Origin of the sequence: Criblamydia sequanensis CRIB-18, from assembly GCF_000750955.1 — a bacterium.
Lineage (GTDB): Bacteria > Chlamydiota > Chlamydiia > Chlamydiales > Criblamydiaceae > Criblamydia > Criblamydia sequanensis.
Genome location: NZ_CCEJ010000004.1, coordinates 139671 through 166411 on the forward strand (window position 1 = coordinate 139671; position 26741 = coordinate 166411).

Annotated in this window: 23 protein-coding genes; 8 read left to right on the forward strand and 15 right to left on the reverse strand. The window is 38.1% G+C overall.

The annotated features are described in order from the left end of the window. Window positions 1-87: 87 nt before the first annotated feature. The gene (locus tag CSEC_RS05375) at window positions 88-2958 is read left to right on the forward strand and encodes a valine--tRNA ligase (protein ID WP_041017539.1); all 2871 of its coding nucleotides are present in this window, start codon (window positions 88-90) and stop codon (window positions 2956-2958) included. A gap of 15 nt (window positions 2959-2973) precedes the next feature. On the opposite strand, the gene CSEC_RS05380 is transcribed toward CSEC_RS05375, so the two are convergent. From CSEC_RS05380 to CSEC_RS05390, 3 genes are all read right to left on the reverse strand, one after another. Next, the gene (locus tag CSEC_RS05380) at window positions 2974-3801 is read right to left on the reverse strand and encodes a hypothetical protein (RefSeq protein ID WP_041017414.1); all 828 of its coding nucleotides are present in this window, start codon (window positions 3799-3801) and stop codon (window positions 2974-2976) included. Window positions 3802-3940: 139 nt separating this feature from the next. Beyond that, window positions 3941-4624, reverse strand: coding sequence for a TrmH family RNA methyltransferase (locus tag CSEC_RS05385; protein WP_053331808.1), 684 nt, complete (start codon window positions 4622-4624; stop codon window positions 3941-3943). Further along, window positions 4611-5300, reverse strand: coding sequence for a hypothetical protein (locus CSEC_RS05390; RefSeq protein ID WP_041017415.1), 690 nt, complete (start codon window positions 5298-5300; stop codon window positions 4611-4613). Before CSEC_RS05390 ends, CSEC_RS05385 begins: the two co-directional genes overlap by 14 nt. A 275-nt stretch (window positions 5301-5575) precedes the next feature. Here CSEC_RS05390 and CSEC_RS05395 point away from each other — a divergent pair, with 275 nt between their 5' ends. Both CSEC_RS05395 and CSEC_RS05400 read left to right on the forward strand, forming a co-directional pair. Further along, window positions 5576-6034 carry a hypothetical protein gene (locus CSEC_RS05395; RefSeq protein WP_041017416.1) on the forward strand — a complete coding sequence of 153 codons (459 nt, stop codon included), beginning with the start codon at window positions 5576-5578 and terminating at the stop codon, window positions 6032-6034. 22 nt (window positions 6035-6056) lie between these two features. Beyond that, window positions 6057-6740, forward strand: a complete 684-nt coding sequence (locus CSEC_RS05400) for a DUF6629 family protein (protein ID WP_041017417.1) — start codon at window positions 6057-6059, stop codon at window positions 6738-6740. Here CSEC_RS05400 and CSEC_RS05405 read toward each other — a convergent pair. After that, window positions 6737-7915 carry an MFS transporter gene (locus CSEC_RS05405; protein WP_053331809.1) on the reverse strand — a complete coding sequence of 393 codons (1179 nt, stop codon included), beginning with the start codon at window positions 7913-7915 and terminating at the stop codon, window positions 6737-6739. The two genes, CSEC_RS05400 and CSEC_RS05405, sit on opposite strands and share 4 nt — an antisense overlap. Before the next feature lie 238 nt (window positions 7916-8153). Between CSEC_RS05405 and CSEC_RS05410 the strand changes: the two genes are divergently transcribed. Both CSEC_RS05410 and CSEC_RS05415 read left to right on the forward strand, forming a co-directional pair. Beyond that, window positions 8154-8876: an SIMPL domain-containing protein gene (locus CSEC_RS05410; RefSeq protein ID WP_041017418.1), complete on the forward strand. Its 723-nt coding sequence runs from the start codon at window positions 8154-8156 to the stop codon at window positions 8874-8876. An 89-nt stretch (window positions 8877-8965) separates the two neighbouring features. Next, window positions 8966-10129, forward strand: a complete 1164-nt coding sequence (locus CSEC_RS05415) for a hypothetical protein (protein WP_041017419.1) — start codon at window positions 8966-8968, stop codon at window positions 10127-10129. A gap of 79 nt (window positions 10130-10208) precedes the next feature. Here CSEC_RS05415 and CSEC_RS05420 read toward each other — a convergent pair whose 3' ends face one another. From CSEC_RS05420 to CSEC_RS05450, 7 genes are all read right to left on the reverse strand, one after another. Further along, window positions 10209-11228, reverse strand: coding sequence for a WD40 repeat domain-containing protein (locus CSEC_RS05420; protein ID WP_041017420.1), 1020 nt, complete (start codon window positions 11226-11228; stop codon window positions 10209-10211). Beyond that, on the reverse strand, window positions 11209-11421 hold the full coding sequence (locus CSEC_RS05425; protein WP_041017421.1) for an F-box protein: 213 nt from the start codon (window positions 11419-11421) through the stop codon (window positions 11209-11211). Before CSEC_RS05425 ends, CSEC_RS05420 begins: the two co-directional genes overlap by 20 nt. Before the next feature lie 263 nt (window positions 11422-11684). Further along, on the reverse strand, window positions 11685-12926 hold the full coding sequence (locus tag CSEC_RS05430) for an F-box/WD repeat-containing protein (RefSeq protein WP_041017422.1): 1242 nt from the start codon (window positions 12924-12926) through the stop codon (window positions 11685-11687). Window positions 12927-12959: 33 nt separating this feature from the next. Then, complete coding sequence (locus tag CSEC_RS05435) at window positions 12960-14174, reverse strand: F-box/WD repeat-containing protein (RefSeq protein WP_041017423.1); 1215 nt, start codon at window positions 14172-14174, stop codon at window positions 12960-12962. A gap of 297 nt (window positions 14175-14471) precedes the next feature. Further along, window positions 14472-15725, reverse strand: a complete 1254-nt coding sequence (locus CSEC_RS05440; protein WP_041017424.1) for an F-box/WD repeat-containing protein — start codon at window positions 15723-15725, stop codon at window positions 14472-14474. Window positions 15726-15750: 25 nt separating this feature from the next. Next, window positions 15751-16989, reverse strand: a complete 1239-nt coding sequence (locus CSEC_RS05445) for an F-box/WD repeat-containing protein (RefSeq protein ID WP_041017425.1) — start codon at window positions 16987-16989, stop codon at window positions 15751-15753. Window positions 16990-17319: 330 nt separating this feature from the next. After that, on the reverse strand, window positions 17320-18420 hold the full coding sequence (locus CSEC_RS05450) for a class I fructose-bisphosphate aldolase (protein ID WP_041017426.1): 1101 nt from the start codon (window positions 18418-18420) through the stop codon (window positions 17320-17322). Window positions 18421-18683: 263 nt separating this feature from the next. Here CSEC_RS05450 and CSEC_RS05455 point away from each other — a divergent pair, with 263 nt between their 5' ends. Further along, window positions 18684-20135 (forward strand): sodium/proline symporter, encoded by a 1452-nt coding sequence (locus tag CSEC_RS05455; protein WP_041017427.1) that lies wholly within the window; start codon window positions 18684-18686, stop codon window positions 20133-20135. Window positions 20136-20179: 44 nt separating this feature from the next. On the opposite strand, the gene acpP is transcribed toward CSEC_RS05455, so the two are convergent. The 4 genes from acpP to CSEC_RS05475 all read right to left on the reverse strand — a co-directional run bounded on the left by acpP (window position 20180) and on the right by CSEC_RS05475 (window position 23199). Then, on the reverse strand, window positions 20180-20416 hold the full coding sequence (acpP, locus tag CSEC_RS05460; RefSeq protein ID WP_041017428.1) for an acyl carrier protein: 237 nt from the start codon (window positions 20414-20416) through the stop codon (window positions 20180-20182). A 64-nt stretch (window positions 20417-20480) separates the two neighbouring features. Then, window positions 20481-21233 carry a 3-oxoacyl-[acyl-carrier-protein] reductase gene (gene fabG, locus CSEC_RS05465; RefSeq protein WP_041017429.1) on the reverse strand — a complete coding sequence of 251 codons (753 nt, stop codon included), beginning with the start codon at window positions 21231-21233 and terminating at the stop codon, window positions 20481-20483. Window positions 21234-21251: 18 nt separating this feature from the next. Further along, window positions 21252-22196 carry an ACP S-malonyltransferase gene (gene fabD / locus CSEC_RS05470; RefSeq protein WP_041017430.1) on the reverse strand — a complete coding sequence of 315 codons (945 nt, stop codon included), beginning with the start codon at window positions 22194-22196 and terminating at the stop codon, window positions 21252-21254. 13 nt (window positions 22197-22209) lie between these two features. Beyond that, window positions 22210-23199: a beta-ketoacyl-ACP synthase III gene (locus tag CSEC_RS05475; protein WP_041017542.1), complete on the reverse strand. Its 990-nt coding sequence runs from the start codon at window positions 23197-23199 to the stop codon at window positions 22210-22212. A gap of 259 nt (window positions 23200-23458) precedes the next feature. On the opposite strand from CSEC_RS05475, the gene recR reads away from it, so the two are divergent. Continuing rightward, complete coding sequence (gene recR, locus CSEC_RS05480) at window positions 23459-24070, forward strand: recombination mediator RecR (RefSeq protein WP_237559210.1); 612 nt, start codon at window positions 23459-23461, stop codon at window positions 24068-24070. Between the two features lie 291 nt (window positions 24071-24361). Further along, window positions 24362-26728 (forward strand): outer membrane protein assembly factor BamA, encoded by a 2367-nt coding sequence (gene bamA, locus CSEC_RS05485; RefSeq protein WP_053331810.1) that lies wholly within the window; start codon window positions 24362-24364, stop codon window positions 26726-26728. Window positions 26729-26741 lie beyond the last annotated feature (13 nt).

Genomic DNA, 26741 nt, shown 5'->3' on the forward strand with positions numbered 1-26741 from the left:
AAGAGATGATAAATTCTTCTTTTCATCATCCCTAGAAATCCCTTAAAATTATTCCTCTAAATATAAAATTAAATGGACCTTAAAAAAATGAGTACCCCTAACGAAAATACAGAGGATCTTCCAAAAACCTATGAAGCTAAATCGATTGAAAGTAAATGGCTTGAATTTTGGGAAAACCATCATCTTTTTAAGGTCGATCCTCTGTCAAAAAAACCCCCCTATACCATTTGTTTGCCCCCTCCTAATGTAACTGGAGCGCTTCACATGGGTCATGCCCTTGGAATTACCCTTCAGGACATCTTAATCCGCTGGAAAAGAATGCTGGGCTTTGAAGCTTTATATATTCCTGGAACCGACCACGCAGGGATCGCTACCCAAACTACCGTAGAAAGGCATCTCATCAAAACGCAAGGGAAGACAAGAAAAGATTTTTCTCGCGAGGAATTTCTAAAATATGTTTGGGAATGGAAAGTTCAAAATGAAGATAGGATTACAAAGCAGTTAAAAAAAATGGGCGCTTCTTCTGATTTTTCAAATATGCGCTTTACAATGGATGATACTTGCTCGAAAGCTGTGAAAACTATTTTTAAAAGGCTTTATGACCAAGGTTTGATTTATCAGGGAGACTACCTTGTCAATTGGGATCCGGTGACGCAAACCGCCTTAGCAGATGATGAGGTTGAATATGAAGATAAAGAGTCTTATCTTTGGCATTTCAAATACCCATTAAGCGATGGGACAGGTTTTGCAAAAGTGGCTACCACAAGACCTGAAACCATGCTAGGAGATACAGCAGTCGCCGTTTCCCCAAAGGATCCACGCTATAAAAGCTGGGTTGGCAAGACCGTTATTCTTCCCCTTATGGAAAGAGAAATTCCAATCATTGCCGATAGACGTGTGGATCCTGAATTTGGAACAGGCATGGTAAAGGTAACCCCCGCCCATGACCCTAATGACTATGAGACGGGGCTTGAACACAAGCTTCCCTTTATCAACATTATGACACCCGATGGCAGGATCAATGAAAATGGAGGATCTTTCCAAGGTTTGACTATGCTTGAAGCAAGAGATGCCGTAGTTAAAGAAATGGAAAAAAAAGGCTTTCTTGAAAAAATAGAGCCTCATAACCTGCGTGTCGGCGTATCTTACCGCTCAAAAGCTATTATCGAGCCCTATCTTTCCAAACAATGGTTTGTTAAAATGGAAAGTTTTGGAAAAAAACTTAAAAGTCTTGTCGAGAGCGGTAAATTTCAGATTATTCCTGACAATTGGGAAAACACCTACTTTCATTGGATTGATAACCTAAGGGATTGGTGCATCAGCCGTCAGCTATGGTGGGGCCATCGCATCCCTGTTTGGTATCATAAGGATAATCCTGAAATAAGAATTTGCTATGACGGCGAAGGTTTACCTGAGGAGGTCAGAAAAGATCCCGATAACTGGAAGCAAGACGAAGATGTGCTTGATACCTGGTTTTCCTCGGCTCTTTGGCCCTTTTCAACTCTTGGATGGCCTGAGAAGACAGATCTTTTAAAAAAATTCTATCCTAATCAAGTGCTTGTGACCGGCCATGATATTTTGTTTTTCTGGGTGGCAAGGATGCTTGTAATGGGAGAATTTGTTTTTGACAAAGAACCTTTTCCGGAGACTTTCTTGCATGGCTTGATTTACGGCAAATCCTATTGGCGAAAAAACAAGGACGGCGGGATTCTTTATGTTACCCCTGAGGAGCGAATTCAATATGACCTTGGCAAACCCCTTCCTAAAGATGTCGAAAGTAAATGGGAGAAGATGTCTAAAACGAAGGGCAATGTGATCGACCCCCTTGAAATTTCCGATCAATACGGGGTGGATGCTTTAAGAATGGCTCTAGCTTCTTCTCAACCTCAGCAAAGAGAAATTGATCTTGATAGAAGAAGATTTGAAGAATTTAAAAACTTTGCCAATAAGGTCTGGAATGGCGCCCGTTTCGTATTTATCAATATCGAGAGTTTATCTCTTGATGAATTCCAAAAGGGATTGGATGAAAAGTTTCTTTCCTTAGAGGATCATTGGATTATTTCATCTCTTGCCAAAACTGTTTATGAAGTGAATGATAGCTTAAAAAACTACGCTTTTGATAAAGCTGCAACCCTTGCCTACGATTTTTACTGGCAAGAATTTTGCTCTTATTATGTCGAAATTGTAAAGCCGGTCCTTTTTGGTAAAGCCGGAACCGATGGGGAGAGGGCTAACAAGAAAAAACTTCTAGTTATTATCCTTTTGCAGTCGATTCGTCTTTTACATCCTATGATTCCATTTATAACAGAGGAATTATTCCAGCGTATAAAAACCCTTTTCGGAAATGCGAAATCAGAAAGCTCTGATCCTTATACCAAAGATGCCATCCGAGCTTTAAGTTCGCTATCTATATCGCAAGCGCCCTATCCTGAGGTCCTCCGTGAAACGGATCTTGATCTAGAGATCAATTCGATGTTTGATCTGATTGGAAAAGTGGTTTATACCATTCGAAACTTGCGTGGAGAGATGAAAATCCCGCCCCAAATGGCAACAGAAGTTATGATAAGCGGTCCAAAAGAGGATCCAATAATTGCGATAATCAAAAAACATGAGAAAATCATCACTGCCCTTGTTCGGGTCTCCAAGATTGAAGTTAAGAATGAAAGTGAAATTCCCCTCTCATCATCAGCTCTTGTGGATTCAGTAAAGATATCACTGCCGATACCAAAAGAGATGATAAATGAAGAAATCCAAAGGCTCATTAAAGAAGAAAACCGTCTTAAGTTTCATTTGGAAAGAGTCTCAAAACAGCTTTCAAACGAGAATTATATTGCGAAAGCTCCTCCTAGCATTGTTTCTCAGCAAAAAGAAAACCTTTTGCAAACAGAGAGCGAGCTTAAGGATTTAGAAGCTAAGCTTATTTCTTTTAAGAAATTAATAGATTCCGGTTCCCGCTAATTAGCGGGAATCAAATCAATCAAATGCATTTTGGTCAGGACCCTTTGGCGGAGAAGGAAAATTCAATTTTTTCTTTTTATTTTGCATCTCATCGGTAATTTTTTTCGCTTCGTCAAAGTAGCTTATTGTGGTTAGAAGATATCTCCAAGTTTCTTCAAGGGTGCTATTCTCATCGATCTCCTCAGAATATCCGGCTACTACATGAGATGCGCCTTCCAATAATGCCCCCTCCTCTCTTTTAGAGTCCTCATATTGAATGATCTGCTTTTTTAATACCTTCGTAGCATTCTTTTCGGAAGATGCGTTAAAGGATGCGCCAAATATAAAATTTGCTAAGATCTGTTTAATTTCATTTTGTCTCGATTGGGGAACATGCGAATTTTTAGCTTTCAGCCCTTCGATGAGGGTCAAACTTTCAAAGATGAAATTATTTCTATCAGGGGATTCGGTTTTTTTAAGTCCAAATTTTTTAAATAGGAAATCTTCCTTTTTAGCCTCGCTTTGATTGACTTCTCTTAGCTCGGATAGTTTATTTAAAACAGTTGCGGAATAGACAGCGGCGATAAAATTGACGCCGGGTATGGCTTCAGCAATAGAGGCCTTCCAAAGGCTTTCATAACACTCTTTTTTTTCTTGGTTGACATTCAAAAGGTTAGAGACGCCAAAAGAATGAGCTTTTTTTGCTGTTCCTTCGGTTCCATCTTTTTCTTCTTTACCGATACTAAGGTCCTTCTTCTGGGCCTTATTATAATAAACAAAAGCTTTTATTATTCCTGAAATGGTGCTGACACCCGGGATGAAAGCTGCGACAGCCCCTAATTTCTCCAATGCTTTTAAAGCCATTAGGACCCCCAATAAAACTTTGAAATACGTTTATAATTATAATTTATGAAACAATTTATTTATCACTTAAAACAACTTAACTTAAAAAATGGTTATATTAATGATTATACAAATAACTTTTATTAAGAATTTGTAAAAATTAAGCCAACCCTCTTTTTAATAATAATTTTGCTTTTTCAATGCCAATTGCTTGAATCAAATAGATAGCCTTTAATGTATTTGCATCTAATGCTTCTCCAGCTTGCAAAGGGCGCATACGCTTTGCTGTTTCATAAACGCTAATTCCAACCGCTACTGATAAATTTAAGCTTTCCATCATCCCTTGCATTGGAATTGTAAATTCATATTCGCATGAGGATAACGCTTCCTCGCTTAGACCTCGGTCCTCATTGCCAAAGAGTAAACAAAGAGGCTTATCAACCGGGATTTTTTCTAAACTAAGTTTGCCTTTTAAGGAAGCTCCCGCTAATAAGACTCCCTGTCTTTTCATTTCAGAAATAAAATCCTGTGTATTTTTATGCTTATGAACAAAAGTCCATTTCCATGCCCCTTGGGAGGCGCTTTTCCCTGAAGTTTTTTTAACTTCACTGGAAATAACATGCACCTGATAAACCCCAAAAGCTTCACAAGATCTTGTGGAAGCTGATGCATTATGTAAATCGCTTGGCGATTCAATGGCCACTTGCAAACCATGCAGCCTAGCGTCTAAAACCTGATCTATTTTCTCAAGCCGATTTGGCGATGTCCACTCAGAAAGCAAACGAATGATGGTTTCATTTCTATAAAGCGACAGCAAATCTTGAAATTTTTTAGGTATTTCCATTTTCAAAAGAATCTACAAATTTATATTTACCAGTAATTTTTTCGATTTTGCTCCCATTGATACATCTTATCAAGCCTCGACAACATCCTTGAAAAATAAGCTTATTGACATTTGAAAAAGAAACAAGGACCTTAACCTCTTTCTCAACTCTTAGAACAGTTTCGAAATGAATAATAATGGTATCCGTATTGGAATTTGAGATAAGAAGCTCTTCCCCGCATCCCTTTATCATTCTCACCTTAGAATTTTGCGCAAGCTTAAGCTCTTCCCTAAAGAAAATGGAATCTGCGTTAGAATGCTCTAAAGTGATTTTTCTTCCCGTGACATGACCGATTTCCGGACAATTTGATATTGTTATAAGTTCGCCATCAATCCTTCTAAGCAACTTGGGGGAATTAGATATTTCAATTCTTTTTCCCGATATCACTTCCCCTTTAACTTCTGTCGATTGCAGTGTAACATTTTTTTCTGCATAAATTCTCCCTATCTTTGAATTTATAGCTTCGACGTTATCACCCGATCTTAGCGTTCTCTTGCATATGGAATTGATAAGATTAACTTTTTTTTCAGCCTCTACTGATGAAATTTTTGCGGAGTTTATTAACTTGATAGACGAGAAGCATAAAATAGGGGCTTTACATCTCTCTCCATCAAAAATTTTGAAACCATGTACCACTAATTGATAATCTATTTTTGTTTTATTTTTTTTTTTGGCTGACCCAAATCAATAAATTCACTCTCAAGCTGACGTAGCTCGTCTGAAATCGTACCCATGTTTTCCTTTGGTGATAACCTGTATTCTCTTTGAGTTTTAAATTATATTTTTAAATATTTAATTTATCCTTTATGAAAGAAGAAAGTCTCTTTGTGTTGGACTATATTTAAAAAGTGGATTTTGCTTTCATCTCTTGTATCAAAAGTAAGTGATTCGCTTCAAAAAGTTTGGTGAAAATGTTTGATGATAAAGAAATAAAGAAATTATGCGAAGCCTTAAGGGATTTTAAAAGCAATTCCTATACCATAGAAATTGATGAGGCTATGAAAAAAAAGGAAAAGACAAGCAAAAATCATGGCATCAAAGAAGAAGATTACGCCTTGCATGCTTTTCGAGAAGTCCTATCCCGTTTTCTAATTGATATCTACGATATTTTGGATAGAGCTACGAAAGACCTTCAAAATGACCAAGATATCGAAAGATTTTGGGATTCTGTTAGAAACCATATGGAAAAAACAATGAAAGATTGGGCTAAGGTTTCTTTAGAGAAATGCCCTTCATTAAAAGGTTCCTTGCCTCAGATTCTAAGAGATTTGTCTGAATTTCATGAAAGGGCCGTGAAATTTCACAAGGAAAGGCAGCAGTTTTCCCTATCTCTTCGAAAGAAGATGTTGAAACAAGAAGCTAAAGGTTAAAATCTTAACAAGTGAACGTACTATGTGTTTTTCAAGCGAGGCTAGTTTTACAGCCACAGTTTTACTGACAGCCACCGGGATCATAAACTTAAAACTCAACAATGAAAAAATCCTCTTTCCGCTTGCTTGCACCCCCTTTCTATTTGCTCTTCAACAAGCTTCAGAAGGCTTTATTTGGATTGGAGAGACTCATCCGGGCTTTCCCCAAACGTTTGCCAAATTGGCAATGCTGCTATTTTTATCTTTCGCTTTTTTATTTTGGCCCGTCTGGATACCTTTTGCCACATGGTATGCGGAAAAAGAAAAAGACAAAAAATTTATTCTATTTATGATTTTATGTCTTGGAATCCTAGTCTCTTTAATAAGCCTTGCCATCGTTCCTAAAAATAGCTTCAGGGCGGAGATTGTAAATGGAAACTTGCATTATGGGATTTCAAGTCCGTTTGCTGTTAATGTTCAAATGTTTACCATTCTATATGTCTTAAGTATTTTGCTGCCTTGCATCGTTTCAAGTCTAAAAGGAATGAAACTTTTTGGCTCTTTGGTTGCGATCTCTGTTGCGGTTTCCCATTTCATATATTATGAAACCTTTACTTCGGTTTGGTGCTTTTTTGCCGCGTTAATTAGTGTGAGTTTGATTGTTGTCATTCTAGCCAATGGAAAAGAAGAGTCGGAAGAAGCGCAAAATATAAAAGAAAAATTCTAGAAGTTTTCTTCTAAAATAGAGGGTTCTTCGTTATTTTTTTGATCCGAAAAGGCTTTTGGAAGCGTTTTGATTCCAAACAGCCCGAGAAATAATGCATTTACCCCAATAAAGTAGTAAAGGCCGGAAGCCCCTAAAAAAGCTATTATCCAAGAAGCTACAAGGGGGCCTATTGTGGCGCCTATGCTGTAAGCTAGCAAAAGGACGCCAGCAATATGTGTCATCCCTTTTTGCTTCACCCGATCGCAAACAAGGGCTACCGATAAAGGATAAATTGTAAAGGTTAGCCCGCCTAAAATAAAAGCTAGAATGTAAGGAACAAAGCTAATTTCATCCAATAACTTAAGTCCAAAGGTTGGCAAAAGAACAAGAAATGAGAGAGCGATAAGCAATTTTTGGCGATCCATTTTATCCGATAACTTTCCAATCGGCCATTGCCATAGGGTTCCACCCAAGATAGTTAATCCCATAAAGAGTGAAATTCTTAAATCCAACTCCAAGGCGACATTTGGAATAAATGCGAAAATGGATCCAAGAATTATTCCGGAAAAAAACGAACCAATCATGCCTAAGGGCGATTTTTGATAGAGAGCAAAAAGAGATTGTTCGTCAGTTAAGTCTTCCTTCATTGGATTTTTTTCTTGAGTGATAAAAACGGGTATAACGGAAAGAGCCGCTATTAGAGAGGCTGTAAAATAAGGCCCATTGGAATCGACATCTATCCAATCAAAAAAGATTTGTCCAAAGGCTTGAGCCCCATAGTAGGCTATTAAATAAACAGCTAAGACACGCCCTCTTGTGACCATCGAGCTTCTGTCTAAAAGCCAGCTTTCAATAACGATATAAACTCCGGCCAAGCAGACTCCTGCAATAAATCGAAGAGCGCCCCAAAAAAAGGAATCAAAGTAAATTCCTTGTGCTAAAATAGTTACGGCTGTTGTAAAGGCAAAAACAGCAAAAGATTGAATGTGCCCAACCCTTATAATTAACTTTTCAAGGACAAGACAGCCGGCGATTAATCCGGCAAAATAACAAGCGTGTATATTTCCGATAATCGTTTCAGACACGTCCCTATTATAAAGAGCGACACTTACAAAACTTGTAAAAAAGCCCCCGCCGGTCACTAATATTGCAAGACTAAAGAGGGGGCCTAAGACTGAAAGCCAAAGCTTAGCCATTCAAAAACCCTTTATGAAGCAGCTTATCCCAAGCGAAGATGTAATTTAAAGCCCTAAGGTAGAGATTGAAGGAGCGGGGCTTTTTAGATAAGCCAGGAATTAAAGTGAAAGAAAGGAAATGAGTTAAAACAAAAACGTCTTAGGTGATTCAAATTTCTTAAGCTCATATTGCACTTATTTATCAATTTTTTCAAAATGAGATTAATTTGAAATATAAAACTTCCCCAAGGGGCTTGTTATGCAAAGATTTTATAACCTGATGTTTATGATTTTTCTTCTCTATCTCGGATCAGGTGTTGCGAAAGAAGAGCCCTTTATTCCAACCCTTACGGTACAAGGGACCGCCACAGTCAAAAAAGCCCCTGACCTTTTAATACTAAATTTTTCTGTCATTACAGAAGCTGAAAATGCAATTACAGCTCTTCAGGACAATAACAGTAAAATGAGCAAGCTTATTGATTCGCTTAAGAATTTTGGGCTAAAAGAGGATGAGATCGAGACCGGCACCTTTTCAATCACCCCTGTTTATACAAGACCCTCCCCTAAATTTGAGGGCTCTTTTATCCCTAAAATCGGCTCTTATCAAGTGTCGAACACTCTTGCCATTCGAACAAACCAAATTGATTCCGCCGGAACGTTAATTGATATCGCAGCAAAAGCCGGTGTTAATTCAATAGATAGCATGCGCTTTGATATAAAGGATTCACAAACCTTAAAAAGAGAAGCCATTACGGAAGCTGCTCAAAATGCTATTACGGACGCTTTAACTCTTGCTAAAGCTTCAAACATTAAAATAAAAAGAATGCTGACAATCAGCTTGGATAACACAGGACCTGAGTTTCCCATGGCAAAAGCTAGATTTACCTACGCTGCCGTTCCGGAATCTAGTGGAACTCCTATTATCGCAGGTCAAGTGGAAGCAGAAGCTAAAGTTCATGTCTCTTTTGAAATCGAGGATTAATTTAGTTTTGATTTAATTGCCATCAACTTTTATAAGATTTGGCAAATTATTCAACCTTAAATTTAATTTAAAAATAAAAAGAGATTTTCATGAATGGAACATCACCTCCCCCCTTTTCCTCAGCCAATCTATTTTTCAGCTCTTCCGATTTGGACTTAAGTTCTCTTGTGACTAGCTATGGAAACCAGGGTCTTTGCGCTATCTCTTATATTAAAGAACAGCTCGCTGTAAAGTCGCTATCTTTGTCATATTGTAAAAGCACACGCGAATTTACTATTCTTGGAAGCGCTTTTTACAAAAATGAGGATTTAAGCTTTTTGCTTAAAGGCAACTATAGGAAATGGTGTTGGATGCCAAGTCTTTTGCCAAAACTTAATAGCCAAAACTGTAGGTTTAGCTTGGTGCCAATCAGCCCCTCCCTAAGAGTATGCAAGGATGAAATATTTTCTTTTAATGGAATGTTCGAACTTTTTCTTCGAAATATCCCAGCTCAGGAAGAAACCACTTTAGCGGTTGACTGGTTTTTTAAAAAATTCGCCCCTCCGGGTTCTTTTCAAAAGAAAATTGAAGCCCCTGAATTCAATCCCGCTTCCTTTCTTTACCTTTTTGGAATTGCAGGTGTTAATACTCTCGCTATTATGAAACATGAGCTTGAGAAAAAATCCTTGTCTTTAGCTTACAGTCAACCACTTCGAGCCTTTATTATTCAGGGAAGCACTAGATTTGAAAAAGAAGAGATAGAGGCTTTTCTAAAAAAGGATTATTTTCTCTTGGAACCTAAAGTCATTGGGAGAAATCATCAAAGAAATTTTGTGGTATGGTTGTCAAAAATGCCTTATCCCTCACCCCAAAGAACAGCCTGGAGCCATTCCGATCTTTTTTCAGATGAAGATTTAGGGGCCTCTCTTTGGGAAGAGAAAAAGAAAAGCATTCTTGAGAGATTTAAAAATCAAAAACAAAATGAAATTACACAACACCTTAAAAAATTTCCAAAACTCATTGAAATCAGCGCAAGTGTTGCTAAGATCGCTTCAAGTACTATTAGAGCAAAGGTTATAAAAGACTGCTCCAGTCAAATGTTTAAAATAGCAGAATTTATCGATCAAATTTTGCTTCTTAAGCAAATCCTTTCATTACAAGACTATAGAGGTCCAAAAGATAAGAATAAGATTTCTAACGCACTAAGCTGGTTTTTTAAGACTTATGCGCCGCCTGGATATTTTCAAAATAAGCTTGAAGGATCTATAGAATAGAAGACTATTTAAATAAGTTGGAATGGCAGTTTTGGTAAAAAACCTATCTTTAAGATAGGTTTTTTACCAATAATTTAGTTTATTTTTTGGGGTTAAAGTCCCATGATAATATCTCATTATAGGTATTAGAGGCATAAATTTTTCCATCAAAACCATTTAAATTTAGTATTTTAGTTGCCTGCGTACTTTTTAATGATTTAAGTTTTTTTCCTGTATTGATATCCCAAATATGCACCATTTCTTTATCTTCTAAGGATACTCCGATGATTTTTCCGTCAAAAATTCGAATAACGGTAATAGGGAAATTATGACCTTCCATTTTTTGGAGTAATTGGCCGGTTTTAATATCCCAAACACGTATGATGCCATCAAAAGAGCTGCTATAGAGCTTTCCATCTTCTACCTGAAGACTTGTTATCTCTCCCATCGCGTCTTCTAAAACAAACAATTCTTTTCCTGTCTCTGCTTCCCAAATTCTTATTGTTCCATCGCTTGAACTGCTTATGATTTTCCCCTCAACTATCTGCAAATCTGTAATACTTTCTTTATGGCCTTCTAACTTCATGACTTGCTTCCCTGTTGAAGCGTCCCAAACCATTATGGTTTCGCCCCAAGATCCGCTATAAATTCTATCGGAATCAAATTTTATGCTTGATATAGCGCTGTTATGGCCGTCGGCTAAAGATAGAATTTCCTCTCCTGAATTTTTATTCCAAATTCTTAAAGTACCCTCCGAATCCCCGCTTGTAATTTTATCTTTAGTAATAATCATTTCCGTAACTCGATTGGGACTTACTATCTTTAACAGTTGTTCCTTTGATTCCATATCCCAAACTCTTATCGTTCTGTCATCAAAGGAAGTATAAACTCTTTTGCCTTCAAACTTCGTGGATTTTACAAAAAACTCGTTAATGTTGAATTGTTCTGTACTGGGTGGAACGAGATTAAAAATTTCAGCTTTTGGGAGAACCCTGGGAGAGCGCATTCTAAGATCAGCCTTTAGGCTCTTTAAGCAAAATTGAACTTCGTTATTTTTTTCTTTTTCGGAGGCGTAAGAAAGAGCGGTACTTTTAAGCGTTTCAAATAAACGTCCTTTCATTTGAATGGGATCGAAACTTAAATTGTTCCACCATTTTGATGTCCTTGGCCGTTTGAGAAAGGGTTGGCAGATCTAGGTATGAAAAAATTTCGAGTATCAACTCATCGGAAAGAATGCTAATGTCGCCTTGAGCTTCTTGTGCAGCCTCAGCTTGTGCGAGACGTTTTTGTCCACCATAGTCGCCATTAATCATAAAGACCCTTTATTAATTTTTTTGTGTAAATAGATTATTTTTAACAAAGAATCATTAATAATTAATTAAGAATGATAATAAGACAAATTAAGAAGTTAAGATCCCGGAACTATCGTGGTTTAACATAACCGGCATAGGTTTTTCCATTAAATAGCCTGGCAAGCAATGCAAAAAAGTTCCTGGAGATCTTTTTAAAAATCGCATGTTTTCCAAGATGTCTAATGAGGGATTTATGATACAAGAAGTCTTAAATAAGGGCTTGTTTAAAGACTAAAGTCTAAAATCTCAATTTCATTATCATTATGTCCTATGTATATTTCTTCATCCATGACAGTCAGAGAATTTATACCGGACAGTTTTAAACTTTCAAATTGGTTAATCTCTTTGCCCGATTCTGCATCCCAAACTTTAAGGGATAGGCCGGAAGAGGCACTAATAATTTTTCCGTTGAGTATTTGTATGTCAACAACACGTTCTGTATGACCTTTAAGCTTGTAAAGAGAGGTTCCCGGCTCAAAAATATCCCAAACGAAAATCTCGCCTCCATAAGACCCGCTGTATATTTTTTTATCTACTTTTAAAAAGCAAGAGACTCCTTTTTCATGGCCTTGCCATTTCGTAATTTCTTTTCCCGATAAAAAATCTACGACGCTAATCTCCCCAGAATAAGATCCAATCCAAATTGTATCTTCAAAAACTTGAATGCAAGAGATATTCTTAAGTGTGTTCTCAAGTTTTTTGATTTCATTTCCGGTATCGATATCCCAAATTTTAATGCTTCCATCATAGGATCCGCTGTAGACACTATTATCGTAAACTTTTAGGCATGACACAGCTTGCTCATGACCTTCTAATGTTAACAAAACGTTGCCTGAATCTATATCCCAAATATTAATTGTCTTGTCTAAAGAGCCCGTTACGATTTTATTGCCCTTTATTTGAAGGCACGTGATGCAATCTGAATGACGTCCATTGAATTCATTTAGCTTTACTCCTGACTTTTTATCCCAAACGAAAATCGAAGCACCCATCGCTAGGCTATAAATTTTGCTATCGGTTAATTGAAAAAACCAAATCGCGAACGGGCCTTTTTTATCATTTTGCAAGCATAAAATGTTTGCGCTAGGTTTAAACGATTTTGACCGAATTTTTTGATCCAATTCAAGACATTTTAATAAATAAGGCAACTCATCTATTCTGCTTCTCTTATGTAAAGATGCATTCGCCTTTTCATTTTTTTTTAACCACTCATTAAGACAAAGTTCCGCAAACCCCTTCATGGTTTTAAAAAAACATTGCCTTATCAATGAAGAATCAAAGCTTAAACGCTTCCATCTTTTACATGTTAGACGGACTTTGCAAAGTGTTATATAATCCAGAGAAGAAAATAGAAGGTGCAGGAGTTCTTCAGAAAGGCATGAGGTGATAGATTCGGATTCTCCCTCTTCTTCTGAAAGCACATCGTGTATAAAAGTAGGTGAAGCACTCATAACTTTAAAAGACATATCCTATCCTCAATAAAAAAAAAGTAGCATAAACTAAGGGATAGGTTCTTGCCAATTAAAGTCCCAGACTCGAAGGGTTTGATCAAGAGAACCGCTTATGATTGTGCCATTTTCAGCTTTTAAATAGATGATTTGTGAGGTATGTCCCATTAGTTCATTTATCATTAAGCCCGAGGCTTTGCCCCAAATTTTGATGTTATTATCCAAAGAACCGCTAATGATCTTATCGTTAAAAACCGCAAGCGAAGAGATAGATCTTTTATGCCCCACTAGTTTGTGAAGAGGAGATCCTGATTCCCTATCCCAAATGCGAATCGTTTGATCCCTTGAGCCGCTATAGATTGCATCCCGCTCGACTTGGAGGCAAGTAATCATGCTCGTATGGCCTTTTAGCTCTTTAATTAACAACCCCGTTTCAGCATCCCAAACTCTTAAAGTATCATCCAGACAACCGCTGTAGATTTTATTCTCAAAAACTTTTAGACAACTTATAAGGGTGTGCTGATTTATTCGCTTTAGCTCCTTTCCTGTCGCCCTATCCCAAATGCGAATCGTTTGATCCCAAGAAGCGCTGTAAATTTTATCCCCTTCAATTTCAAGTGCGGAGACTTGATAACGATGCCCTTCTAATCTCATAATTTCTTCGCCGGAATCCTCATTGAGAACATAAATGCCGCCGCCTAATGATCCGCAAAAGATGTTTTGATCTAAAGTTTGTATGCAAAGTCCTTCGATAGGAACATTCTCAAACGTATGATGACTTAAAACTTTCAATTGATTATCGCAAATGTATATAGCTTTATCGCTTGATGCAAAATAGATTTTTTGATCTTTGATATTCATAGCATTCATTTTTGCCGGGAATGGGAAAACTTTTCCGCTTGGTAAACACTTCTCTGATCCCATTCTCAAATCAGATATAAGATTTTTTAGAAAAAATGCAGATTCATCAATTCTAGCCCTCTTAGCTTTTGTTAAATCCTCTAAACAGCTCTCTGAATAAACATTAGCGGTATCTTTTAACGTTTTAAAAAAAATACCCCTTAAAAGCAACGCATCGGAAGAGAGGCGTCTCCATCTTCTTGAGACAGGTTTTGCAAGACTGCAAACGGATAAAAAATCTAAATGGCTCAGAATAGTGAGAAGAAGTTCGTCAGGAAGAAAAGCCGTTGGATCCAAGTTTGAGGAAGATGCTGAATCTTGCATTGGAGAACAAAAGAGCTTTTCACTCACACTATTTTCAAACATAAAACTCATCACTTAAGCTTAAGAGTGAAGGATTATAAGTCTAAAAAATAGAAATAACAACTTATTTGAAAATTTTGAAATCAAGCTTGCTAACAAATGAAAGCCACAAAATGCTATAGCATGCTTAGAAAATGCTCTTTTGAAAAAAAAGATCTACTTAATAGAAGTTACTTTAAATTAAAGCCTATTAAAATTTGGATAAGAGAAACGCATTAAAAGAGCTATTTAATTATCCTAGTCTTCGTAAAACGGGCTTCAAGAACTTGTGCCATTCAAGATCATCTTCCTCAAAATATTCTAAATAAATTCCCAAACCCAAAGAATCCCATCGTTATATTCTGCATAAATTTTTCCTCTGTAGATATGAATAGAAACAAAAAATTCAGAGCCCGGCCTACGGCCGTCCAATCTTTTAAGCATCTCCCCTGATTCTGCATCCCAAATCCTTATGGTTTTATCGCGAGAAGCGCTAATGATTTTACCATCAAGAACTTGCAAATAAATAACATTGGACTCATGCCCTTCCAGTTCTTTGATCTGGTTTCCCGATTTTGATTCCCAAATTCTAATTTTGCCGTCGCAACAACCAATATAAATTTTGCCATTCAATATCCGGATGGATGAAATTCCATTTTTTGGCCCCACTAATTTTTTTAATAATTCTCCGGATTCACTATTCCAGATGTGAATTACATGAGTAGAGGTGAAGCTATAGATAATGCCATCTGCAACTTCAAGACATTTAATATAATTAAGGTGTCCTTCCAATTCCTGTAAAACTTTACCCGACTCCATATCCCAAATTAAAATTTTGTTGTCGTAGCCGCCGCTATATGCTTTTCCATTAGCAACCTGCAAACAGGACACACTATTTTTGTGGCCTTCTAACACCTTAACTGCACTTCCCGATTCTTTATCCCAAACACGAATAGTATTATCCCAGGAGCCGCTGTAGATATATTTTAGATCTACTTGTAGGCAGGATACCCTATTATTATGACCTTCAAGTCTCATGATCCTCTTTCCGGAATCCCTATCCCAAACCTGAATGGTGTTATCATGTGCGCTGCTATAAATTAGATCTTCTCTGATTTTCATGCATTCAATAGCCCAAGAACTTGGTTGGAATTCCTCTAAATTAAGAACCGCCCATGTTGGTTGAAACTTTTTAGAACGCATGTAAAGATCGCCTCTTATTTCATAAAAAAAATATTCCGTATCATCTATTTTACTTCTCTTGCTTGTAGATGATCTTGCAAGGGCGTTTCTTTCCAAGCATTCTTGCTCGTGAGTTTTAGCGGAATCTTCCAAGCTTCTAAAAAAGCAGAGTTTTAAAAGAGCCTTATCATAGCTTAATCTTTTCCAACGTCTACATGTAAGGCCTGTTTTTAAGTGAAGTGATAAAAAATCGAGGTAGGATAGAATGTTTAGAACAATTTCATCCGGAAGATTAGCGGTTGCCGTTTCACCACATTCCGATAATTCTCTTAAATCTTCTATTTCGGAAAAAGGTGCAAAATGTCTTTCAGTTTTATTAACAGAACTTAACATAAAAAATTATTCCAATCCTTCTGATTCAAGGAGCATTAAAATCCCAAATTAAAATCTTATTATCGTTAAAACCTGCATAGATCCTTCCTTCTATAATTTGGAGTGAAATAAGAAAGAAAAATTCGACACTTACTTTTAATACTTTTATTTCCTCTCCTGTTTCTTCATCCCAAATTCTTATGGTTCTATCTTTAGAGCCGCTAATAATTTTCCCATTATAAAGATTTAAAAAGCTCACATGATTATTATGCCCATTTAAGAGTGTAAGCCTATTTCCTAAATTTTTATCTAAAACACTTAAAAAACCGTTTTTATAACCGACGATGATTTTATTTGACGTAGCAAGAATACTAGAAGCGCTTACATCAAAATCTTTAAATATTTTAGGCTCTACCTCTGATTCAGAGTCAAAAATTCCTATAGTTCCATCATGAAATCCAACGTACACCTTTTTATCAAAAACTTGCATGCAGGTGATGCTGCAGTTATTTTCAAATTTCTTAAGTTCGATTCCAGACTCTAAATCCCAAACTCGAAGAGTGCCATCGTAGGACCCACTATAAATTTTTTCGCACTCTACTTGAAGGCAGCTCGGAGAACCTGTTTGCTCGATTAGTTGTTTTAGTTCTTTTCCGGACTTTCTATCCCAAATTCTTAAAGTCTCATCAAAAGAACCGCTGATAATTTTTTCATCCGTTGCTTTTATTACGCTCACACCACAAAGATGGCCGCACAATTTTTGCTTTAATTTACCTGAACTAATTTCCCAAATTCGTATGGATTTACCGGCAGATCCAGTTAGTATTTCATCCCCTTCAATACACATGGATATCATACCAAAGACGTCTGCGTCTTCAGAGTGCAATTTTAAAACTTGAGGGCATGGAATGAACTGAGGGGCTTTAAGCCTAAAATCCGCTTTTAGAATCTTTATAAAAAAATCAGTGTCATCGATTTTTGCTCTTTTATTGTGAGTTAGTCTTGAAGCTTCTTTTCTTTTTTGAACTTCTTCTAAATAGCTATGAGCTGAATCATTTAATGCGGTAAAAAAACAATTTTTTATAACATCCCGATCCATACTTAATTCACGCCATCTTCTGCAAACTGATTTTGCGGCCTTGCAAAGCGTTAGAAAGTCAAGATGAATCAAAATAAATTGAAGAAGTTCATCGGGAAGAAGCGCTGTTAGGGTTCCGGTGAATTCTTCTTCCAAAAGAGGTAGAGCGGGAGGCCTGAAGGCTTCGGAAATTTTATTTTCACCCATATGAACTACTTGATTAAAACGAGAAGAATTTGAAAGTGCTCGACCAACATAAATCTATCCTTAATGACCATAGAAAAAGCCAATTTTTTTTTAAAAACATACGATTATAAGCATACTCCGAGATAGCAACAAAGTGTAATTTAGAAATTTATCGAGTTGGGGGGGGGGTTTAAAACCTGGATTCTGACCTTATCTATGGGTCGAAAAGTATCCAAGCTTCCATAAGAAGTGGAAAGGATGGCAATTATCGCCTATCAGATAAAGGCTTAGGAAGAACATTTATCACGGGTTTAAGGATAGCCCGACAGGTATAGCCGGGCTAGAAAGATTTTACGCAAGTGTAATTTCTTTATTTAAATAGACATCCTGAATCGCATTAAACAGTTTAACACCTTCCTTAAATGGCTTTTGGAAGGTTTTTCTGCCGCTGATTATACCGATACCTCCGGCCCTTTTATTAATGACAGCTGTTTTCACAGCATCTTCCAAGTCATTTTTACCGGCTTCTCCGCCGGAATTTATTAGGCCTACTCTTGAGCTGTTAATAACCTGATAGCGGCAATAGTCGATCGGGTTATCGTCAATATCGCAAAGATCCGAATACATTTTCTCAGACCACTTGCCATAACCTTTGTTATGTTGATTCATCGCTTTATAGCCTCCGTTTAGAGTGGGCAGCTTTTGCTTTACGATATCGGCACCAAGGGTCATTCCAAGGTAATTTGCTTGTGCCGTCAAATCAGCGCTTGTATGATAGTCAACCCCATCGAACTTAAAGGCTGGGTTTCTTAAGTAACACCAGAGGATAGTTGCCATGCCAAGATCGTGAGCCTGAGCAAACGCTTGACTGATTTCTTGAATTTGTCGATGGCTTTCAAGAGACCCGAAGTACACGGTGGCACCGACTGCAATAGCGCCCATATCATAGGCTTGTTTTACACTTGCAAAAAGGATTTGATCATAGCTATTAGGATAGGAAAGAAGCTCATTATGATTAATCTTCAATACGTATGGAATCTTATGGGCATACTTTCTTGCCGTTAACCCTAGAACTCCAAGAGTTGAAGCCACGGCGTTGCATCCGCCTTCTATGGCCAGCCTAATGATATTTTCAGGGTCGAAATACTCGGGATTTGGAACAAAAGTGGCTCCTGCCGAATGTTCAACCCCTTGATCCACAGGAAGGATGGAGAGATAGCCGGTTTCCGCAAGTCTTCCATGATTAAATAGGGCTTCAAGACTTCTAAGCACCCGATTAGGCCGATCGCTTTCTTTAAAAATGCGATCCACCCAATCTTTTCCGGGCTTTATAATTCTATCTTTCGGAATCTTTGTACATGTGTAGTCCAAAAGTTCCGATGCCTCATTTCCTAAAATAGAAATGATATCTTCATAGGTAAAGGATGACTTTTTTTCGTTTAATAGAACCATAAAACCTCGAGCTCAAAAATTGCAAAACTGGATTTATTTTTGTTGAAAGCCTTTTTTTTTGCCAGTACGGTTTCTAAGAGCGATTATATTAAATAAATTTATTTATATATAAATTAATTTCTAATCTTGACATTTTGCTTATTTTAAGGTACTCTAGCAGGAATTTCTTTAAACTAAAAAATAAGTTTTTAGCTTAAAAATAAAATTATTTCTTTACACGTCGCAAATTAAAATTTGTTTTCAAAACTTTATAGTGTTTTTTCATGAATATTCAATTAATCATCGCCTTTTTTGCCTATTTTTTTGTTCTCCTTCTCATCGGCCTTGCGAGCCTAAGAAGACAAAAATCGGCTGATGACTACATCATTGGAAATCGCTCTTTAAGTTATTGGATGACTGCATTCTCAGCTCACGCAAGTGATATGAGCGCCTGGCTTTTTATGGCTTTTCCGGCCGCAATTTACACCTTTGGCCTATCTCAACTTTGGATCGCTATCGGTCTATTGATAGGCATGTTCCTAAATTGGCAATTTGTCGCAGAAAAATTAAGAAGAAACACAGAAACTTACGAAAGCAACACTCTTTCGACTTTTCTTGAACGCCGTTTTAATGATAAAAGCGGTGTCATCCGAGTATTAACTGCCTGCATGATTTTATTTTTCCTAACTTGCTATCTGTCCGCCGGCCTTATCGCCATGGGAAGCTTGCTTGAATCTCTTTTTGGTATAAACTACTACCTCTCTCTTGCGATTGCCATGTTTGTTGCAGCCTCTTATACAACTATCGGCGGTTACTACACCATCGCAAGAGTAGATCAGTTTCAAGCGCTCTTTTTACTCTTAATGATTATCTTAGTTCCGGCAACCGCCTATTTCAGCATGCCGAATGCCCTTGAAACTATTGTTTCACAAGCTAAAATTAAAGAAGCTTCCCTTAGCCTTTTTTCTGATTTCTCTTTCCAATCGTTTAGATCCACTCTTTTTTTGATTTTAGGCTGGGGGCTTGGGTACTTCGGACAGCCTCATATCATTACAAAATTTATGGGAATTAAGAGTCCGGATGAGATTAAAAAAGCGAAATATGTGGGAATGACCTGGCAGATTTTAGCTCTTTCAGCCGCAGCTTTTGTAGGTTTTGTGGGCATTGGATTCTTCAGCGAAAATCCTTTAAAAAATGGGGAACTGGTTTTTATCGAGATGGTGAAGACGCTTTTTAACCCGCTTTTCGGCGGTTTCATTTTATGCGGATTAATTGCTGCAAATATTTCAACTATGGATTCTCAAATTTTAGTTTGCGGTTCAGTGATCAGCGAGGATTTTTGGAGATGTCTCTTTAAGAAACACGCTAGCGACAAAGAACTTCTCTTGATTTCAAGAGTTGGGGTATTATTGACCTCCCTTGTTTCTCTTTTAATCGCTTTTTACAAGAGCTCCACCGTGCTTGAAGCGGTTTTATATGCCTGGTCCGGTCTTGGCGCAGCTTTTGGCCCGACGATTATCATGTCTCTCTATGACAAAAAAGCTAATAGAAACGGCGCCATTGCGGGTATTTTTGTCGGCGGTTTTATTGCGGCTTTTTGGGATATTCTTAACCCTCACCTTGCAAGCTACCCGATCCCTGCCATGATTCCCGGATTTTTCTTGGGACTTTTGACAGTTTATAGTGTTTCAAGATTAGCACCGGAAAGAGCCGCTGTTGACACTTTAAGTTTTTAGGGAAGGAAAGAGGATAGCCTGAGTAAGCTACCCCCTCTTGGAACTTAGGCTCGATGCTTTTCAATGTAGTTGATTGCATCGCCAACTGTTTTAAGCTTTTCAGCAGCTTCTTGCGGAATTTCGCATCCGAATCTTTCTTCCAGTGTCATGATAAGTTCTGTCAAATCAAGGGAATCTGCATTCAAATCTTCCACAAATGACTTTTCACGAGTAATTTCTTCTTTATCAACGCCAAGCTGCTCGACAATGATTTCAATCACTTCTTGTTCAGTTGTTGCCATATTACTTTACCTCTTTGTTTGGAAAAAATTTGTATCCGAATTTGATCGGATGAATTATTGAAACCTAAAGGGTCATTCCCCCATCCACTATAAACACTTGGCCTGTTATGTAATTTGAAAGATCAGAGGCCAAGAAAAGAACCATATTCGCAATGTCTTCAGGCTTTCCCATTCGATTTAAAGGAATATCGTCCATAACACTTTTCCTTTTCTCTTCAGGCAAGCTTTGGGTCATCTCCGTTTCAATATAACCCGGAGCGACGCAATTCGCCATGATATTTCGGGAAGCCAATTCCTTAGCTAGAGATTTAGTAAAGCCTATCATGGCAGCTTTTGAAGCAGCATAATTAGTTTGTCCGGGATTTCCGCTAACTCCAACTACAGAGCTAATATTTATAATTTTCCCATACCTTGACTTCATCATGGAACGAATAAGCGCTTGGCAAAGATTGTAGCAGGACTTCATATTTATATCCATGACGAGGTCCCAATCTTCTTCAGGCATCCTAAGCAAGAGCTGATCTTTTGTAATGCCGGCATTATTAACTAATATTTCAATTGAGCCTGCCAACTCAAACGCTTTTTTAACCGCTTCCTCAACTTCCGCTTTCTTTGAGACATCGACTTGAAAAAAATAAGCTTTAGCACCTAATTTCGAAGCCTCTTCAAATTCTTTTTTGGCGTGCTCGCCCTTCTCCTTATTGGTTCCAAAGAAGATAACATTGGCACCCTGATCAATAAATGCTCTTGAAATGGCTTTGCCGATCCCGGACCCACCTCCTGTCACAAGCGCTGTCTTTCCTTTTAAATTCCACATACTGATGATCCAAAAAAATTATTGATATTCGGCAAGAAGTTCCAAATCAGATAGTCTCTCTATGGAAAGCGTGGGGCTTAAAACTCCAATTCGTTTATTGAATCCGGCTAAAGTTTTGCCGGGTCCAATTTCAACAAAAAGATCTACCTGATTATCCCTCATGGTCTCAATAGACTGTTCCCAAAGCACAGAGGAGGTCACCTGTTTTATAAGGTTTGATTTAATCTCTTCAGGGCTCTTTGCGATAGCGCCTGTCACATTCATGACAAGTTCGCTTAACCCTTTTCGAAGCTGCAAAGCTTTAATATGCGGCTCGAGCCTATCTTCTGCAGACTTCATTAGAACGCTATGAAAAGCTCCGTGAACGCTTAAAGGTAAAATTCGTTTAGCCCCTTTTTGTTTAGCTAAATTCGAAACTTCTTCAACCCCGTCTAAAGTTCCGGAAATTACGATTTGGCCTGGGCAATTAAAATTGGCAAGGGAAACGCGTTTTTTTCTTCCAACCTCTTGAACGATACTTATAAGAATCGAGGGTTCTATGCCAAGAACGACTGCCATCGTGCCCTTTTCTTCCTCGCAAGCGTCATTCATATACCGTCCCCGTCTTTGAACGAGAGTGAGGGTTTCTTCAAAAGAAGAAAAGCTGCCTGCGTAAAGGGCGGTGTATTCCCCTAGACTTAAACCGGCTGTAAAAGCAGGGTCGAAATCTGGGAAAAGAAATTTTAAGGCCCTAAGAATGGCTGCACTCGCTATAAATATACCTGTTTGGCTATTTCTTGTTTGGACAAGGATATTTTCAGGCCCCCTTAAAATAATATCTGATATTTTTCGTCCCAAAATGTCGTCTGCTTCCTCAAAAGTTTCCCTTGAAACAGCATAATGTTCAAAAAAATCTTTAGCCATTCCGGGATATTGAGCGCCTTGGCCGGGAAATATAAAAGCAATTTTTTTTGCGCGTACCATGATACCTAAAAAGTTAAATTTTTTTTAAGATGATTGAGCCGAATGAAAGACCGGAGCCGATCCCTGTCAAAGCGATAAGATCTCCCCTTTCTAAAGGGTGTATAGACAAAAGATCATCTAAGGCAAGGCCAATACTTGCAGCTGAAGTGTTTCCATGCTTATCTACTGTTTTCCAAACTTTCTCATCAGAAAGCCCGAACTGTTTTGCAAGAGCATCGATAATTCGAATATTAGCTTGGTGAGGGATGAAATAAGTTATATCATCTAGCTTAACTTTCGCCAGGCTTAAGCAAGTCTCTAAAGAGGAGCCCATTTTTCTTATCGCTTGTTTAAAAACTTCCGGGCCTTCCATAGATAAAAAATGCTTATCGGCAAGAACCGTTTCTTTTGTCGCAGGCTCCCTTGAGCCGCCGGCTGGAATTTTGATTAAGTGGCTTTGACTGCCATCAGATCCTAAAACAATTTGACCAATAGCCAGCCCCTCTCCCCCTTTTTCAATTAAAGCTGCGCTTGCGCCATCTCCAAAAAGAATGCAAGTGGCTCGGTCTTTATAATTTACAAGGCTCGACATTTTTTCTGCCGCGACAAAAAGAACTCTCTTTGCAAGATTTGCTTCAATATAGGCTTTAGCAGTGGATAGTCCATAAATATAGCCTGCGCAAGCCGCCCCGACATCCAAGCTTGCCGCATTAACCGCCCCTATTCCATGTTGAATAATGGAAGCTGTGCTTGGGGCGATGAAGTCAGGAGACATGGTGGCAACAATAATAAGGTCAATGTCTGAAGGAGCCAGGTTATTTTCATGAAGTAATTTTTTGCAGGCGGCAATCCCTAAATCAGAGGACGCTTGGCTGTTTTCGGCAATTCGCCTCTCTTTAATTCCTGTCCTTTGCTGGATCCAATCATCTGAGGTAGCAACCGTTTCTACAAGCTCATGATTGGTAAGGATTCTTTCAGGCAGGAAGGAACTAATGTATTTTATAGTCGCTTGCTGATTATTCACTCTAAAATAAAGCCTTATTTTTAGATTCTCCAAATCAAGAAGAGAACCCGTCAAGTTTTTAAAAACAAAAGAAAGTCTAACATAAGATTCTGAAAATGCAAAGCGGTTTCAAATCTTTAGTTCCTTCTAGAATTAAAAATTCTTGTATCCATTGCAACCACTTGAAAAGTTATTGCAAAAAGAAATATTTTAATAAAATTTTCATCGACGGCAGTCGGTAAAGTCGCTATACTCTTAATTTTTTATGCCGAGGTTTAATTTGTCTCTTAAATCATCCATTTATCCGGACGCCTTATTGGCCCTAATGGCGGAATTAAAAAAATTTCCCGGCGTCGGAAACAAAACTGCCGAGCGTTATGCAATTGATCTTTTAGATTGGAAAAAAGAGGAACTCGCTCTCTTTGCAAAACTTTTGCATACCCTTAAAGAAGAGGTCAAACTTTGCAAACGCTGCGGCTGTCTTGAAAGAAACGGATCTTGCCCTTATTGCGATTCTGAGAGAATAAATTCCGGGTTTCTTTGTGTGACAGCTTCTATTCGAGATGTGATTGCCATCGAATCTATTGGTATTTTTAAAGGTTGCTATCATGTGATTGGCGGGCTTCTCTCCCCGCTTCAAGGCAAAGGCCCGGACTCGCTTGGGATTAACTCTTTAAAATCAAGACTTGAAAATGAAAAAATCGACGAACTTGTCATAGCCTTTGATCCCACAATTGAGGGGGATGCGACAGCCCTTTTTCTAAAAAGGGAACTTTCATCATTAGTTCCTACAATTTCTAGATTAGCTCTTGGACTTCCCATGGGAAGCAGTTTAAATTATATTGACGGAGGGACCCTTTCCCAGGCCTTTTCAAGGCGTAATTCCTTTTAAGAAAAAAAGAAGGCTGAAGCTGCATAACTTCAAAAGTTAAAGTTAACTTTAGAAGCTTGCATAAATTGTAATGATTTCCCTATGATGAGGTGCCGTTTTTCGAATGATCGCATAAGAAACTTCAAAAGACAATTATGCCAAGTGGCAAAACGACCTAAAGCAAACGTACGTGATCTTAGAATGAAAAAGTCATAAGCCTGTAAAGGATATAAAATAATAATGAATTTCATTTCGATTCCGCGTTTATTGCAAAACCAGACCTAAGACAGAAAACTTTGAAATAGGAAGCTCATGAAGCTCTCGTCATTTCTTTTTTTATTCCTATCGCTTGTGGGATTTACTTTAACAAATTCTTTAGTTGCAGCTCCTGTTATTTATGAAAATCAGCTGATTGAACGGGTTGAAATTCAAATTGGAGGAGGCTTATTCTCTGAATACCAAGAGTCTCTTGCCAGAAGCCGCATGAAAACGAAAGAAGGCGCTTTGTTTTCACAAGCTGATTTTGATAAGGATCTAAAAGCTCTTTCACTAGATTTTGATCGCATCGAACCCATTATTTCTTCATGCGAAGACAGGCTATCAATAATTCTTCACCTATGGCCCAAACCCCGTATTCGTACTATCACAATACAAGGAAACTGCAAAGTCCGGGAATCTGATTTAAGAAAAGAATTAGCCATCTCTTGCGGCAGCATCTTTGATAGGCAAACCTTTAACAAAGCCTTCAATAAACTAAAACTTTTCTACATTCAGCAAGGCTATTACGAATCTGAGTTAAGCTATTCGGCAAGCTATATCGAATCTTGCAATGAAGTGGATGTGACAGTTTTTATCGAAGAAGGACGATCAGGAAGGGTAAGTGAAATTAAGTTTCATTGCTTTACCTCTGATGAAATTGATGAAGTCACTGATTTAATGATTACTAAAAGGCACAATCTATTCTCCTTTTTTACAGGAGAAGGCATTTTCCATGAGGAAGCGATCGAGCAAGATAAATTGGTAATCTTGAATTATTTGCAAAATAAAGGTTATGCCGATGCCGCAGTTGACATCAATGTCTTTGAACCTTCTTGCGGCGGACGGATTATCGTCGATATTACAGCAGATAAGGGACCAAGATACACTTTTGGAGAAGTTACTTTAGAAGGCAATACCCTCTTTTGCGATGAAGAAATTCTATCCCTTCTAGCTTTTAGAAAAGGCAGCACTTATTCTCCCGAAGCTTTACGCATCACCATGGAAAGATTGACAAATCTATATGGTAAAAAAGGGTATATAGACAACTACGTCAACTTTCTTACCAAGCTTGAAGAAGACTGCGAAGTATATTCAATCCACATCACAATAGATGAGGGTGAAAAGTATCGAGTGGGTCTTATAAAAGTTTTTGGAAACTGTTCGACGCAATCAAGCGTCATTCTCCATGAAACGCTGCTTGTTCCGGGTGAAATATTTAACCTCGAGAGACTTGCTAAAACAGAACAGCGTTTAAGGAATATCGGCTATTTTAAAAATGTGAACGTCTATGCCGTAAGAAGCGAGGATTTTGATTCTTGCTTGGGCGATAATTATAGGGATGTTCACATTGAAGTAGAAGAGATGTCCACTGGACACTTTGGAGCCTTCTTTGGTTTCAGTACCGTTGAGAATTTCTTTGGAGGTTTTAATCTCACGGAGCGCAATTTTAATTCAGGCGGCTTTTATAATTATAAATATGACGGGATGAGAGCTTTTAGAGGCGGTGGAGAATTTGTAAATTTCACTGCCATGTTCGGTATCAAAAGCACAAGTTATAAACTCTCTTATGTTAAACCTCACTTCATGGATACCAATTGGAGCGTGGGTTGCGATTTTGAAAAAAGCTATACCCGTTATATTTCTAACGACTATTCGATCCAAGCCGCAGGCTATAACCTCCATGCCTTTTATGATTTAAATGCTTTTATGCGTACCGGTTTTCACTATAGAATCCGAAAATCGGATGTCAATGTTCATGGATGTGTGCCCCCTTCTTTGCAAAAGCAAGCAGACCATGCCGGCTTAATTTCTGCTGTCGGCGGAACTCTTATTTATGATTCTACAGATAGCTCTCTTAGGCCAACTAATGGAACAAAATCGAGGCTTCTTGGGGAGTTTGCAGGCGTTGGAGGCGATGTTCAATTCTTAAATGTCGGCTATTTAAACACCTACTATTGGCAAGTAAACAAAAGAGGCGTTTTAAAAATCCGTTTTGATTTCCGATTTATCCAACCGGTCTTTGAATCAGACTTTGGACATGTGCCGCTCGACGAAAGAATCTTTTTAGGCGGCGACAACGAAATCCGTGGATACCGTCCCTTCCGCTTGGGTGAAAAGTACACTAATAAAGACGGCAAAGAATCAGATGACCCGGAGGGCGGTATTTCAATGCAGCTCTTCTCTTATGAATACCAGCACCGTATCTTCTCAAGATTGGATGCCTTTGTTTTCTGCGATGCAGGCTTTTTGTCCACAGACACCTGGACATTTGGTGTTCCATGGACTTCCGTAGGTTGCGGTATTCGTCTTCAAGTGTTTGAAAGCGGGCCTCCTTTAATGGTTGGCTTCGGCTATCCGATCAACCCAAGAGATGATACAGATATTAAACGATTCTTCTTCAATATCGGTGGTAAATTTTAAACTCGGATGCATT